Source organism: Isoptericola hypogeus (assembly GCF_039531145.1).
GTDB classification, from domain to species: Bacteria; Actinomycetota; Actinomycetes; order Actinomycetales; family Cellulomonadaceae; genus Isoptericola; species Isoptericola hypogeus.
The window spans coordinates 950,330-963,628 of the sequence record NZ_BAAAPM010000003.1; the positions used below are offsets into that span (position 1 = coordinate 950,330).

Annotated in this window: 12 protein-coding genes and 1 tRNA gene; 7 read left to right on the forward strand and 6 right to left on the reverse strand. The window is 73.0% G+C overall.

Annotated elements, in window-relative coordinates; all coding sequences use genetic code 11:
* The first annotated feature begins 241 nt into the window (after window positions 1-241).
* The 3 genes from ABD254_RS06535 (at window position 242) to ABD254_RS06545 (ending at window position 2,970) form a co-directional block, all read left to right on the forward strand.
* Window positions 242-718, forward strand: coding sequence for a MarR family winged helix-turn-helix transcriptional regulator (locus tag ABD254_RS06535; protein ID WP_344246795.1), 477 nt, complete (start codon window positions 242-244; stop codon window positions 716-718).
* The gene (locus ABD254_RS06540) at window positions 715-2,325 is read left to right on the forward strand and encodes an MDR family MFS transporter (RefSeq protein ID WP_344246797.1); all 1,611 of its coding nucleotides are present in this window, start codon (window positions 715-717) and stop codon (window positions 2,323-2,325) included. Before ABD254_RS06535 ends, ABD254_RS06540 begins: the two co-directional genes overlap by 4 nt.
* A gap of 156 nt (window positions 2,326-2,481) precedes the next feature.
* On the forward strand, window positions 2,482-2,970 hold the full coding sequence (locus ABD254_RS06545) for a MarR family winged helix-turn-helix transcriptional regulator (RefSeq protein WP_344246799.1): 489 nt from the start codon (window positions 2,482-2,484) through the stop codon (window positions 2,968-2,970).
* Between the two features lie 68 nt (window positions 2,971-3,038).
* Here ABD254_RS06545 and ABD254_RS06550 read toward each other — a convergent pair whose 3' ends face one another.
* From ABD254_RS06550 to ABD254_RS06560, 3 genes are all read right to left on the reverse strand, one after another.
* Complete coding sequence (locus ABD254_RS06550; protein ID WP_344246801.1) at window positions 3,039-3,809, reverse strand: tyrosine-protein phosphatase; 771 nt, start codon at window positions 3,807-3,809, stop codon at window positions 3,039-3,041.
* A gap of 103 nt (window positions 3,810-3,912) precedes the next feature.
* Window positions 3,913-4,317 carry a peptide-methionine (R)-S-oxide reductase MsrB gene (msrB, locus tag ABD254_RS06555; RefSeq protein ID WP_344246803.1) on the reverse strand — a complete coding sequence of 135 codons (405 nt, stop codon included), beginning with the start codon at window positions 4,315-4,317 and terminating at the stop codon, window positions 3,913-3,915.
* A 73-nt stretch (window positions 4,318-4,390) separates the two neighbouring features.
* Window positions 4,391-5,806: a DEAD/DEAH box helicase gene (locus tag ABD254_RS06560; protein ID WP_344246805.1), complete on the reverse strand. Its 1,416-nt coding sequence runs from the start codon at window positions 5,804-5,806 to the stop codon at window positions 4,391-4,393.
* A gap of 264 nt (window positions 5,807-6,070) precedes the next feature.
* Here ABD254_RS06560 and ABD254_RS06565 point away from each other — a divergent pair, with 264 nt between their 5' ends.
* Window positions 6,071-6,823, forward strand: a complete 753-nt coding sequence (locus ABD254_RS06565; protein WP_344246807.1) for a M50 family metallopeptidase — start codon at window positions 6,071-6,073, stop codon at window positions 6,821-6,823.
* Between the two features lie 51 nt (window positions 6,824-6,874).
* Here ABD254_RS06565 and ABD254_RS06570 read toward each other — a convergent pair whose 3' ends face one another.
* Both ABD254_RS06570 and ABD254_RS06575 read right to left on the reverse strand, forming a co-directional pair.
* Window positions 6,875-7,699: a DUF1206 domain-containing protein gene (locus ABD254_RS06570; protein WP_344246809.1), complete on the reverse strand. Its 825-nt coding sequence runs from the start codon at window positions 7,697-7,699 to the stop codon at window positions 6,875-6,877.
* Between the two features lie 278 nt (window positions 7,700-7,977).
* Window positions 7,978-8,262, reverse strand: a complete 285-nt coding sequence (locus ABD254_RS06575; RefSeq protein WP_344246811.1) for a HesB/IscA family protein — start codon at window positions 8,260-8,262, stop codon at window positions 7,978-7,980.
* A gap of 283 nt (window positions 8,263-8,545) precedes the next feature.
* On the opposite strand from ABD254_RS06575, the gene ABD254_RS06580 reads away from it, so the two are divergent.
* Window positions 8,546-8,618 (forward strand) — tRNA-Lys (locus ABD254_RS06580).
* On the opposite strand, the gene ABD254_RS21430 is transcribed toward ABD254_RS06580, so the two are convergent.
* Complete coding sequence (locus ABD254_RS21430) at window positions 8,580-9,644, reverse strand: helix-turn-helix domain-containing protein (RefSeq protein WP_425553729.1); 1,065 nt, start codon at window positions 9,642-9,644, stop codon at window positions 8,580-8,582. The two genes, ABD254_RS06580 and ABD254_RS21430, sit on opposite strands and share 39 nt — an antisense overlap.
* Before the next feature lie 205 nt (window positions 9,645-9,849).
* Here ABD254_RS21430 and ABD254_RS06590 point away from each other — a divergent pair, with 205 nt between their 5' ends.
* The gene (locus tag ABD254_RS06590; RefSeq protein ID WP_344246815.1) at window positions 9,850-11,247 is read left to right on the forward strand and encodes an MFS transporter; all 1,398 of its coding nucleotides are present in this window, start codon (window positions 9,850-9,852) and stop codon (window positions 11,245-11,247) included.
* Complete coding sequence (locus ABD254_RS06595; RefSeq protein ID WP_344246817.1) at window positions 11,244-13,232, forward strand: glycoside hydrolase family 127 protein; 1,989 nt, start codon at window positions 11,244-11,246, stop codon at window positions 13,230-13,232. The genes ABD254_RS06590 and ABD254_RS06595 overlap by 4 nt, the downstream gene beginning before the upstream one ends.
* Window positions 13,233-13,299 lie beyond the last annotated feature (67 nt).

Here is a 13,299-nt window from a genome sequence, read left to right on the forward strand (position 1 = left end):
AGCCTTTCGAGACCCGATGCCGCCGCCGGTCGAGCCTGTCGAGACCCGATGCCGCCGCCGGTCGATCCTGTCGAGACCCGGTCGAGGTCCCGGAGGCCGATGCACGCATCCTCTCACCTGGACACTTGCTTGCTGCAAGCATCAGGGTTAAGTTGCACTCTGCAAGCAACAGTCGGCCCATCGGGTCGCGCCGCCCGAGCCGTCGGCCCGGGCCACCTCATCCCTGAACGAAGGCCTCGCCATGCCCGTCCCCCGCGCCGCCGCCCGAGAGCTGGTGCAGTCGCTCGAGGACCTGTCCCGCGCGCAGCGCGAGGCCGCCATGCGGGTGGCCCGCGACCTGGACCTCCCCCGGGCAGGGCTCGGCGCCCTGCACCTGCTCACCCGGTGCGGACGCGTCCAGCTCGGCGACGTCGCCGCGAAGCTGCGCGTCGACGTCTCGGTCGCGAGCCGCCAGGTCAGCGCCCTCGTCGACGCCGGACTCGTCCGCCGCACGATCGACGACGACGACCGGCGCGCCCGCACTCTCGAGCTCACGGACGCCGGCCGCGACTTCGCGGAGGAGTCCTTCCGCCGCATCGACGACCTCGTCTCCGAGTCCTTCTCCGACTGGACGGAGAAGGACCTCGCGGACGCCACCTCCCGGATCCGCAGCGTCGCGGCCGCCCTCACCACGAATCACGACCGCGCAGCCGCGCACGAGGAGAGCCCCACCCCATGAGCCAGCCCACCACGGGGGTGCCCGCCGCAGCGGGCACCGCCGCTCCACCCGCCCCCGCCATGACCCGCCGTGAGGTGCTCGAGGCCCTCTCGGGCATCATGCTCGGCGTCTTCGTCTCGCTGCTCGCGACGACCATCGTGTCCACGTCGCTGCCCCAGATCGTCGCCGAGCTGCACGGGTCCCAGCACTCCTACACCTGGGTCGTCACGGCCATGCTGCTGACGATGACGATCTCGACCCCCCTGTGGGGCAAGCTCGCCGACCTCACGAACCGCAAGGTCCTCATGCAGGTCGCGCTGGCCGTCACGGTCGTCTCCGCGGCGGCTGCCGGTCTGTCGCAGAACATCGAGATGCTCATCGGCTTCCGCGCCCTGCAGGGCATCGGGGCCGGCGGCCTCACCGCCCTGGCGACCGTGCTCATGGCCGACATCATCAGCCCGCGCGAGCGCGGCAAGTACATGGGCCTCATGGGCGGCGTCATGGCCGTCGCCCAGATCGGCGGCCCGCTGCTCGGCGGCGTGATCACCGACTCCGCCCTCGGCTGGCGCTGGACGTTCTTCGTCGGCGTCCCGTTCGCGGTCGCCGCGTTCGTGGTGCTGCAGAAGACGCTGCACCTGCCGGCGCGCGACAAGCGCGTCGTCAAGATCGACTACGCGGGCGCCGTCCTCATCGCGGTCGCGGTCGCGCTGCTGCTGCTGTGGGTCACGTTCGCGGGCGACCAGTTCGAGTGGGCGTCGTGGCAGACCGGCGCGATGGTCGGCGGCGCCGTCGTCGCGCTCCTGGCCGCGGGCCTCGTCGAGCGGGCGGCCGCGGAGCCGATCATCCCGCTGCACCTGTTCAAGAACCGCACCTTCGTCCTCGCGGTCGTCGGATCGGCCTCGGTGGGCGTCGCGATGTTCGGCACGGCCGTGTTCCTCAGCCAGTACTTCCAGCTCGCGCGGGGCAAGACGCCCACGGAGTCGGGCCTGCTCACCATCCCCATGGTCGTCGGCACGATGCTCGCCGGCCTGGTGCTCGGCCGCATCATCTCGAACACGGGTCGCTACAAGGCCATCATGGTCAGCGGCGCCGCGGTGCTGACGCTCTCGCTGTTCGGCCTGTCCACGATCGAGGTCGACACCAGCTTCGTGCTCATCTCCGTGTACCTGTTCGGCCTGGGCCTCTCCGTAGGTGCGCTCATGCAGAACCTGGTGCTCGCCACCCAGAACACCCTCGACGTGCACGAGATGGGCGCCGGCACCTCCGGCGTCGCGTTCTTCCGGTCGCTCGGCGGCGCCATCGGCGTCTCCGCGCTGGGCGCGGTGATGGCCGCGAAGATCAAGACGGACCTGACCACGGGGCTCGCCGAGCTCGGCGTCCCTGCCTCGGCGATGGGCGGCGAGAGCGGCGCGATCCCCTCCGACCTCTCCGCGCTGCCGGACGCTGTCCGCGGCGTCATCGAGTCCGCGTACTCGGACGGGATCACGACGATCTTCCTGTACGCGGTGCCGATGGCGGTGATCTCGTTGATCGCCGTCCTGTTCATCAAGGAGATCCCGCTCGGCCAGCGCTCCGGCATCGAGCAGGTGCTCGACGAGCAGCGCGAGGAGCAGGCGCAGGTCGCCTGATCCGGACGCACGACCCGCACGATCTCCGCGAAAGGCCCGTGGCGAGCGCTATCCGGCGCGCCCACGGGCCTTCGCCGCGGTATTTCACCCGGATCGTGACGAGATCGATGCCCCCGGGCACTCCCGCTCGGGCCCGCCGAGCCGCATGATGGGCGCATGCACGAGGCAGCCACGACGCCGACCACGCCCGACCCGGCCACCGACCCGTTCGGTGCGCTGGAGCGCGAGATCCGCGTCCTCATCCGACGGGCCCAGTCCTCCGCCGCGCAGACGGCCCGGCGGTTGCACCCCGAGCTCGAGGCGTCGGCGTACCCGCTGCTCGCGCACATCGACTCCCACCCGGGGATCCGCGGCTCCGACCTGGCGGCGCACTTCGGCGTCGGCCGGGCCACGGTCTCGCGTCAGCTCAGCCGGCTCGTCGAGCTCGGCCTGGTGCACCGCGAGGTCGACCCCGAGGACACCCGCGGGCAGCGGATCACGCTCACCACGGACGGCGCCGCCCGCTTCGCCAAGGCGCGTGGCCGCCGGGTCGAGATGTACCAGCAGGCCTTCGACGACTGGGACGAGGCCGACGTCGCGCAGCTCGCGAGCCTCCTGCACCGGTACTCCGACGACGTCGTGAGCTGGCGCGACAAGAACTCCTGACCGCCCCCATCGGTGGTCGAGCCTGTCGGAACCGGGTTTCGACGGGCTCGACCAGCGTGTCGACGGGCTCAACCAACGAGGAGCCGTCGGCGCAGCGCCTCGATCGTGCCGGTCTCGCCGCCGTGCGCCAGGTACCAGCCCTCAGCCCCGCCGTCGTGGTCCTCGAGGTGGTCCAGCACGGCCTCGATCGCCCAGCCCGGTGCGGTGACCAGCTCCGGCGGCAGCGCGGCGAGCACGTGCGCGTCCGGCACCGACAGCCGCGCGGTGACGGCGGCGCGGGCCAGCACCCCGCCCATGTTCGGGCCGGTCCTTTCGTAGTCCGCGACGATCGCGGCCCGCTCGATGCCGGCGAGAGCCAGGACGAGCGCCACCAGCACTCCGGTGCGGTCCTTCCCGGCCGTGCAGTGCACCAGCGTCGGGGCGTCCCCGGTCGCGACCAGGCCGACCCCCTCGACCAGGTGGCCCGCGCCGGCGCCGTCGAGCATCTGCAGGTACAGCACCCCGAGACCGGGGACCGCCGCCGGGGCGCCCGCCGCGCCGGTCGCGGCGCCGTCGAGCACCGGGAGCGGGACGACGCGCGCCACGTCGGCGAGCGGGTGCGCCTCGCGGCTCTCCCCCGGGTCCCGCAGGTCGAGCACGGTGTGCGGCGGCCACGCGACGCCGGCGGGCGGGGTGTCTCCGGCCCGCGGCGCGTCCGAGCGCAGCAGCACGCCGGGTCGCAGCGCGGGCGACGCGGTCGCGACGTCGCGCAGGTTCACGAGCCGGTCGGGGGCGGGCGCCGGGGCGGTCCGGGACCCCGTGAGGTCGTGGAGCAGGGACTCGGGCACGGGTTCGGTCACCCGTCGACCCTAGCCGTGCGGACCCACGTCCCGCCGTGGGTACGGAGATGGCGAGAGTCCGGGGTCGGACTCTCGCCATCCTCGTGCCGACGGCCTGCCGCGGTCAGCCTTCGGCCGGCTCGAACGTCAGGCTGAGCGAGTTCATGCAGAACCGGTCGCCGGTGGGCGTCTGCGGCGCGTCGTCGAAGACGTGCCCCAGGTGCGACCCGCAGCGCGCGCACCGCACCTCGGTACGGACCATCCCGTGGGACCGGTCCTCGAGCAGCTCGACCGCGTCGCCGGCGAGCGGCGTGTAGAACGACGGCCACCCGCAGTGCGAGTCGAACTTCGTGTCCGAGCGGAACAGCTCGTTGCTGCACGCCCGACAGCGGTACACGCCGACGCGCTTCTCGTCGAGCAGCTCACCCGTCCAGGCCCGCTCCGTGCCGGCCTGGCGCAGGACGGCGAACTCCTGCGGGTCGAGCTCGACCTGCCACTGCTCGTCGGACTTCGTGACTTCGTACGTCATCTGACACCTCCGTGGACCACAACCGGCGAAACCGCGCCCGTGTTCCGGCGCGCGTCGGTGCCTACGGCGACGCTCAGACCCCCGCGCGCGGGCCGCGGCCGCGGCCGCCGCGACGACGCCGGCGGGCCGGTCGTGCTGCGCCGTCGCCCGCGGCTGCGGCGGGCCGGTGGCCCGACTGCTGCGTGCCCTGCGACGAGGCGCCCTGGCGCTGCGCACCCTGCTTCTGCGGCGCGCGCGACCGGGACTGGCCGCCCTTCCTCGACGGCTGCTGCGGCGCGGGAGCCGGCGCCGGCTTGACGTACGGCGCGACCTCGCCGACGAGCGCGGCGACGGTCGCGTCGCCCGGCGCCACCGGCTGCGGGCTCGCGGAGATCTTCGCCTTGCGGGTCAGGTCGCGGACGTCGCCGCGCTGCTCCGGCAGCATCACCGTGACGACGTCGCCGCCCGAACCGGCGCGCGCGGTGCGGCCGGACCGGTGCAGGTACGCCTTGTGCTCGGCCGGCGGGTCGACGTGCACGACGAGCTCGACGTCGTCCACGTGGATGCCGCGCGCGGCGATGTCCGTGGCGACGAGGACCTTGACCTCGCCGGAGGAGAACGCCGCGAGGTTGCGCTCGCGGGCGCCCTGCCCGAGGTTGCCGTGCAGGTCGACGGCGGGCACGCCCGCGCCCGTCAGCTGCTTGGCGAGCTTCTTCGCCTGGTGCTTGGTCCGCGTGAACAGCACGCGGCGGCCGGTGCCCGACGCGAGCGCGTGCACGACGTCCTTCTTCGCGTCGGCGTCGGAGACGGCGAGGATGTGGTGCGTCATCTGCGGCGGCGGGGCGGCGGCATCGTCGACCGAGTGCGTCACCGGGTTCTTCAGGTACCGCTTGACGAGGACGTCGACGCCGTTGTCCAGCGTGGCGGAGAACAGCAGGCGCTGGCCCACGGCCGGGGTGCGGTCCATGATCCGCTTCACGCCGGGCAGGAACCCGAGGTCGGCCATGTGGTCCGCCTCGTCCAGCACCGTGATCTCGACGTCGTCGAGGGTCAGGTGCTTCTGGCCCAGCAGGTCCTCGAGGCGGCCCGGGCAGGCGATGACGACGTCGACGCCGCCGGCGAGCGCGGTCACCTGTCGGGACTGCGCGACGCCGCCGAAGATCGTCGTGGTCTTCAGGCCGAGCGTGGTCGCCAGCGGTTCCATGGTGGCGTTGATCTGGTTGGCGAGCTCGCGCGTGGGGCACAGGACGAGCGCGCGGGGCCGGCCGGCCCGGCGGCGGGGCTTGCCCGCGGCGGCGGCCTTGGCCGCAGACGTCGCGAGCCGCGTCACGACCGGCAGCGAGAACGCGAGCGTCTTGCCGGAGCCGGTGCGGCCGCGGCCGAGCACGTCCTTGCCGGCGAGGGTGTCGCCGAGGGACGCGGTCTGGATGGGGAAGGGGGTGGTGATGCCCTGGTCCGCGAGCGAGCGGACGACAGGGGCGGGCAGGCCGAAATCGGCAAAGGTAGTCAAGAAAGAGGGCCTCTCGGGCTGGGGACGTCAGGGACGTCGGGTCGGGGTCCGCCGCACGCAATCCGGGGGGATCTCCACGACGCGGGGCGCGCGGTCCGCGCAGCCTCCGGTCCCATTGTCTCATGACGGGCGCCCGGGTCGACAACGGGCCCCCCGACCGTGCTGCGGGCGGCGCGATCGGACCGGCAGCCTCGGATCCTGGCAGCAGCTCCAGCCGTCGATCCGATCCGGGCTGCCGGACCGGTCCCAGGCGCGCATGGTGGAATGACCGCCGTGGACGACTTCCTCGCAACCACCGGCGACGTGATCGCACAGATCTGGACGGCCGCGACCACGCCGGTCGACCCGCCGTCCCAGGCCGTCGTGCTCGCGGCCGGGCTGGCGGCGCTCGCCGTCGTGCTGGTGACGCCGGTGTGGCGCGTCGCCCGGCACGTCGTGACGATCGCCCACGAGGGCGCGCATGCCGTCGCCGCGATGGTCACCGGCCGGCGGCTCGACGGCATCCGGCTGCACTCGGACACCTCCGGGCTGACCGTGTCGGCGGGCCGGCCGCGCGGCTTCGGGATGATCGTCACCGCGTTCGCCGGGTACGTCGGGCCGGGGCTCACCGGCCTGGGTGCCGCGTGGTTGCTGCGGCAGGGTTACGCCGTCGGGCTGCTGTGGCTGCTCGTGCTGCTGCTGGCGCTGCTGCTGCTCAAGATCCGCAACTGGTTCGGCCTGTGGTCGGTGCTCGTCAGCGGCGCGGCGCTGGTCGCCGTCTCCTGGTGGCTGGAGCCCCCGGCTCAGTCTGCCGTCGCGTACGCCGTGACGTGGTTCCTGCTGCTCGGCTCCGTCCGCCCGGTCTTCGAGCTGCAGGCACAGCGTTCGCGCGGCCGCGCGCGACGGTCCGACGCCGACCAGCTCGCGGCGCTCACGCGCACCACCGGGATGGTGTGGGTGGTCGCGTTCCTGCTGGTCACGCTCGGCTGCCTCGTGCTCGGCGCGACCTGGATCGTGGAGCCCGCCACGCCCGCCTGATCGCGGGGCCGCCGACGCCACGGAGACGGTCGCGCCCAGGTTCCGCGCCGCTCAGAGCCGTGCGTACCGGGCGCGCGCGAACGAGTAGACGCCGTAGGCGGCGATCCCCACACCGGTCGCGACGAGCAGGACTGTCCCGTACGGCTGGTCGCGGATGACGCGCAGCGCGTCGTCGATGCCGCCGGCCTTCTGCGCGTCCGAGGTCCAGGCGGCCGCGACGAACAGGCCACCGAGCACGCCGAGCGCCACCCCCTTGGCCTCGTAGCCCACCTGACCGAGCCGCACCACCGCCTGGCCGACGGCGCCGCCGCCCGTGCCCCGCAGGTCGTCGAGGAAATTCTTGCGCCACCCCTTGACGACGTGAAAGACGCCGACGCCGACGATGGCGAGCCCGACGGCGGCGACGAGCCACCGTCCGGCCGGTGCCTTCATGAGGTCCGCGGTGAGGCTCTCCTGCGTGCCACCCCCGGAGGAGCCTCCCTGGGCGTACCGGCCGGCCGTGGCGGCGAGCACGCCGTAGAGCACGGCCTTCGCGGCGGCCTTGGCCCGCGCGCCGGCCTGCTTCGCGGTGTCGGTACCCGCCACCCCGAGCAGCGCCTCGAGGAGCTGCCACAGGGCCAGCGCCCCGAAGCCGACGGCGACGACCCACAGCAGCGCGGCGCCGCCGGGCGCGCTCGCCAGCTCCTGGAACACGCCGTTCTGGTCGGCGCTGCCGGCGGGCGTCGACCCGAAGGCCAGGCGCACGGCGAGATAGCCGAGCAGCAGATGGACGACGCCGGACGCGGCGTAACCCGACCGGGCGAGCGTCTGCAGCACCGAGCTGCGGCGGGCTCGGCGTGCGGTGCGCTCGGCAGTGCGAGCGGGGTCGGAAGACACGGGTCACCTCCGGGTGCGCGCCGCGCAGGTCGCGGTGCGATGGCCACCCTGGCCTACTTCGCGGCCGAGCACCAGGCCCGCGCTCCGCGGGTCGGTCCCGCGGGTCGGTCCCGAGGCAGGGTGGACGAACGGACCGCCGCGACGGCCTGCCCCGACGCACGACGACCGGTCGCGGAAGCTTCCGCGACCGGTCGTCGTCGTACGCCGGGCGTCACGCGAGGGGCTCCGTGGCCCCGCGACGCGCCGCCCGCGGGTCCCGCGAGCGTCCTACCTCGTCGTCACGGCTGGGGCGTGAGCACGAAACCCGGGCCCTGCGCCTCCGGGTCGGTGTCGAGCGTCAGGGTGTCGAGGGCGGGTGCCGCCTGTGCCTCGACGAAGACGTGCGTGGCGCCGTCCTCGTCGACGACCTGGTCGTCGGGCTGCGGCGCCGGGACGAGCGCGAGCTCGAAGTTTCCGGGCTGCCCGGTGGACTGCGCGATGCGCAGGCCTCCCTCGGACGGCACCCCCGCCTGCTGGGCGAGGTCCTGGACGGCGGTGCGGGCGTTGTCGGTCACGGTGAGCATGGGCGCTCCTCTCGTCGGTCCTGGCGAACCCGTCCACCGAAACAGGACCCGGGGGGCAAAAGCAATGGTGAGACGCGATCGGGACGAGATCTCCCGGTGGGTGAGACCTCGCGTGACACGGCCACCGCGACCTGGATAGGTTGCCCCCCGTGACCTGATCGTGACCTTCGACGAGGCACGTCCCCGGCGCGACGACGGCGCGGGAGCCACGTCGTGCACTCCCGGATCACGCTCCCGCGTACGCTGTGCGCAGCCGCCGCACCCACCTCGGGTGGACGACGGCGGGCCTCTAGCTCAACTGGCAGAGCAGCGGACTTTTAATCCGCGGGTTCAGGGTTCGAGCCCCTGGGGGCCCACTCGGGCGCGACGGCGCTCCTCCCGTCCTCCGGCGCCACGGACCCCGTGGCGAGAAAAGCCTCCGCCGCCTGCGGGATCGGGATGCGCGGGTCGATGACGTCGTTGTTCAGGTGCGTGGCGGCGTACGCCGTCCGGAACTCCGACGGCGTCACCCCCGCGCGCTCGCGGAACCGCTTGAGGAAGTTGCGGCCGTCGCGGAAGTGGGAGAAGCGCGCGACCTGCCCGACCGGGAGGTCGGTGCGGACCAGGAGCACCTTCGCGGCCTCGATCTTGAGGTCGAGGATGTAGTCGCGCAGGTTGGTGCCGTGCTCCGCACGGAAGGTGCGCGTGAGGTAGTCCGGGTTGACCTTGAACCGGCGCGCCACGGCGGCGACGGTCAGGTCGGCCGAGATGTGGCTGCGGATCCACTCGGCCACGGGCGCGGTGCTGGCGGGCTGCGCCGTGACCCGCTCGGCCCGGGAACGCAGGAAGTCGTCGCCGAGCTCGACCAGCAGCGCGCCGGTGAGGAAGTCGCACGCGCGCTGGGTGTACCGGAAGCGGTTCGCGGTGTCGAGCACCTGCCGCAGCGCCAGCACCGCGCGGTGCGGCCGCGCCGGGCGGAACGCGCGCGGGAGCAGGCACACGTCATGGAGGGCGGGGCTGAACTCGCCGTCCCGCACCCGTTCGAGCTCGGCGGCGTACGGGTCCGGCAGGGCGACGTCCCGGCCGGCCGCAGACCCCGCCGCTCCCTCGGCACCGTCGCCCGGCTCGCGCCACCGCGCGAAGAAGTGCAGCCAGTAGAAGGCGACGTCCTCGGTCGTCGCGGCGGCACCCTCGACGGTCGCCCCCGGTGGCGTGACGACGCAGTCCCCGGGCCCGACGTCGGTCCGCACGCCGTCGACGAGCAGCGGGACCGTCCCGGTGACACCCAGGAAGATCTCGAAGTCGCGCTCGTGGTGCAGCCGCTTGTGCCGCCAGCCCGGCGGTGCGGTGAACTCGCCGGCCTTGAAGAAGAAGATCGGGTCGGCGAGGGAGATCTCGAACACGGGCGCCTCCGCGTGGCCCGGCGCACGTCGGCGCCGGAGTCGGATACCGACACCTTAGCGCGCCGTCGGGACTGTGGCACCGCTCACACGGAGCCGCCGAGGTCGGAATCAGACACCAAAGTGGGATGTGCGTGCCTCCCGGCGAGCGCCTGACCTTCCTACCGTGGACGGCGGTTCATCGACGTACCAGAGGGAGACGGACGCCATGACGGCGAGTGTCGCGGAACGGCCGGCAGAGCCGGTCGACGTGAAGGAGACGGCGCAGATGCCGCTCTACCGGAAGGTGACCTATTCGTTCACCGACCTGTCGGGCAACCTGCTGTACTGCATCATCGCGAGCTATGCCCTGTACTACTTCACCGAGGTGTACGGGCTGACGATGGCGGCGGCGGGCACGATCCTCCTGGTCGCGCGCGTCATCGACGCGCTCGACGCCCCGGTCTGGGGTTTCATCATCGACCACACGCGCAGCCGGTGGGGGCAGAGCCGGCCGTGGTTCCTGTGGATGGCGCTGCCGTTCTCGTTCTTCGTCTGGCTACTGTTCACGACGCCTCCGCTCGACGGGACCGCGAAGGTCGTCTACGCGGCCGTCGTCTACATCCTCGCGGGCATCGCGTACACGGGGATGTCCACCCCGATCACGTCGGTCCTGCCGAACCTCACGTCGAACCTGCAGGAGCGGACGGTCGCCAACTCCTTCCGCATGGTCGGGGGGAACGTCGGCAACTTCCTCGCCGTGACGTTCATCCTGCCGCTGGTCACGCTCCTCGGCGGGTCGCCCACCTCGCAGACCGGTTGGTCGCTGGCCGTCGGCATCTTCGCGTTCGTCGCCCTGGTGCTGCTGCTCGTGGCGTTCGCGACGATGCGCGAGCAGAACGTCGAGCGCACCACGCCCATCCCGGTGCGCAGCTCCCTGCGGGCCGCGCGGGGCAACTGGCCCTGGGTGCTGCTCGTCGTCGCGAACGTCATCTTCTGGGTCGGGCTCACGGCGCGCACCTCGACGCTGCCGTACTTCTTCCAGTACAACCAGGGCAGCACCGGGCAGATCGCCCTGTTCAACGGGGTCTCGATCGTGCAGGTCGCGGGTATGGCGGCCGTGCCCCTCCTCGTCAAGCGCCTCGGGAAGTCCGGGAGCACCATCCTCGGGTTCGCCCTCGCGGCACTCGGCCAGGTCGGCATCGCGCTGTTCGCGGGCGACCCGGCGCTGCTGATGACGTCGTGGATCCTGGCCTGCCTCGGCAGCGGCACCGCGTGCGCCCTGTTCTTCGCGATGGTCGCGGACACCGTGGACTTCGGCGAGTGGCGCAACGGCGTGCGCGCCTCCGGGTTCCTCACCGCCATCGGCAGCTCGTTCTGCATCAAGATGGGCGCGGGCATCGGCGCGTTCCTGCCCTCGCTGATCATGGAGGCCGCCGGCTACGTCGCCGACCAGCCCCAGACCGCCTCGGCACTCGCCGCCATCCAGTTCTCGTTCGCGTGGCTCCCGGCGATCGTCTTCGCCCTCGGGATCCTGCCCATGCTCGCCTACCGCCGGTTCGAGCGGAACGAGCCCGTCGTGCTCGCCGAGCTGGCCGAGCGCGCCGCCCACCAGGAGGTCCGATGACCGCCGTCCGGACCGACACCGCCGCCGCCCCCGCGCTCCGCACGATCGAGATCACCTCGACGTTCTGGTCGCGCTACCGCGACCTCGTCGTCGAGGAGGTGCTGCCCTACCAGTGGCGGGTCATGGCGGACGAGGCCGACGTCGAGATCGCCCACGAGCCGGGCGGCAACGAGGCCAGCTACTCCTCGAGCCACGCCCTTGCGAACTTCGAGATCGCCGCCGGCCGGGCCGGCGGCCGCCACTCCGGCTACGTCTTCCAGGACACCGACGTCTACAAGTGGCTCGAGGCCGCCGCCTACGCCCTGCGCTACCGGCCCGACGCCGAGCTCCTGCGACTCACCGAGGGCGTCGTCGAGCTGATCGGCGCGGCCCAGGAGCCCGACGGCTACCTGTGCACGTTCTTCCAGATCGAGGCGCCCGAGCGCCGTTTCGCGCGGCTGCGCGAGTCCCACGAGCTGTACACGATGGGTCACGGCATCGAGGCCCTCGTCGCCTACCACGCGGCGACCGGCAACGAGCGCGCGCTCGCGATCGCCGTCGCCATGGGCGACTGCCTGGACCACGCCTTCGGGACCGGCCCGGGCCAGGTCCGCGGCTACGACGGGCACGCCGAGGTCGAGCTCGCCCTCGCCCGGCTGCACGAGGCCACCGGCGAGCGGCGCTACCTAGCGCTGGCACACTTCTTCCTCACCGAGCGGGGGCAGGACCCGGAGTTCTTCGACCGCCAGGTCGCCGCGGACGGCCCCGACCGTGCCCTCATCGACGGGATGCACGCCTTCGACCGGTCCTACTACCAGGCCGCGGAGCCCGTCACGGACATGACGACGGCGGACGGGCACGCCGTGCGCCTGGCCTACCTCGTCACCGGGATGGCCCACGTCGGCCGGCTCACCGGCGACCCGGCACTGCGCGAGGCCGCCGAGCGGCTGTGGCGCAACGTCGTCGACCGGCGGATGTACGTGACGGGCGCCGTCGGGTCCGCCCAGCACGGCGAGCGGTTCACCGCCGACCACGACCTGCCCAACGACACGGTGTACGGCGAGACGTGCGCCTCCGTCGGGATGGCCTTCCTCGGCCGCCAGCTGCTGCGCAACCGGCCCGACGGCGCGTTCGGCGACGTCGTCGAGCGCCAGCTCTTCAACGCGGCGATCAGCGGCATGTCGCAGGACGGCACGGAGTTCTTCTACGTCAACCCGCTCGAGGCCGACCCGGCGTGGCGCGCCAACCCCGGCCGCGAGCACGTCCTGACCCACCGCGCGGACTGGTTCGGCTGCGCGTGCTGCCCCAGCAACGTCGCGCGCCTGGTGGCGTCCGTCGACCAGTACGTCTACTCCGCCACCGACGACGGCACGATCCTCGTCTCCCAGTACGTCGCCAGCGAGGCGACGTTCGACGGCGGCGTCCGAATCAGCCAGGACTCCGACCTGCCGTGGGGCGGCAGCGTGCGGCTCGCCGTGGCCAACCCCGAGGGCCGAGAGCTCCGCCTCGGGGTGCGGATCCCGCAGTGGTCCGCGCACGCGTACCGGCTCACCGTCGACGGGGCGGCGTGCGAGCAGCCCGCCCGCGACGGCTTCGTCGTCGTGGACGTCTCGGCGCCGGGCACGGTCGTCGAGCTCGAGCTCGACATGACCGTCACGCTGGTCCAGGCTGACAACCGGGTCCGCGCCGACGTCGGCAAGGTCGCGGTCACGCGCGGACCGGTGGTCTACTGCGCGGAGGGCGTCGACAACCAGGCACCGCTGTGGCTCTACCGCGTCGGGCTGGACGCCGAGCCGGCCTACCGGTTCGACGCGGACCTGCTCGGCGGGATGGGGCGCGTCTCGCTGCCCGCCCGGCGACGGATGCCCGACGACGCCGACGGCGGGCTCTACCGCGCCGCGCGACCCGCGCGGTGGGTGGACGCCACGCTGGAGCTCGTGCCGTACTTCGCGTGGGCGAACCGCGCCGAGGGGCCGATGACCGTCTGGCTCGACGCGGAGGACTGACGCGGGCCGCGCTGCTTCGCCGGGCCGCGGACCGTGGTTCGCCAGCCGGGGGCATCGCCGACCTCTG

Bases quoted from the DNA above. Each gene is read 5' to 3' on its own strand.
- ABD254_RS06535 (WP_344246795.1), top strand. From the start codon at position 242: ATGCCCGTCCCCCGCGCCGCCGCCCGAGAGCTGGTGCAGTCGCTCGAG.
- ABD254_RS06540 (WP_344246797.1), top strand. From the start codon at position 715: ATGAGCCAGCCCACCACGGGGGTGCCCGCCGCAGCGGGCACCGCCGCT.
- ABD254_RS06545 (WP_344246799.1), top strand. From the start codon at position 2,482: ATGCACGAGGCAGCCACGACGCCGACCACGCCCGACCCGGCCACCGAC.
- msrB (WP_344246803.1), bottom strand. From the start codon at position 4,317: ATGACGTACGAAGTCACGAAGTCCGACGAGCAGTGGCAGGTCGAGCTC.
- ABD254_RS06565 (WP_344246807.1), top strand. From the start codon at position 6,071: ATGACCGCCGTGGACGACTTCCTCGCAACCACCGGCGACGTGATCGCA.
- ABD254_RS06575 (WP_344246811.1), bottom strand. From the start codon at position 8,262: ATGCTCACCGTGACCGACAACGCCCGCACCGCCGTCCAGGACCTCGCC.
- ABD254_RS06590 (WP_344246815.1), top strand. From the start codon at position 9,850: ATGACGGCGAGTGTCGCGGAACGGCCGGCAGAGCCGGTCGACGTGAAG.
- ABD254_RS06595 (WP_344246817.1), top strand. From the start codon at position 11,244: ATGACCGCCGTCCGGACCGACACCGCCGCCGCCCCCGCGCTCCGCACG.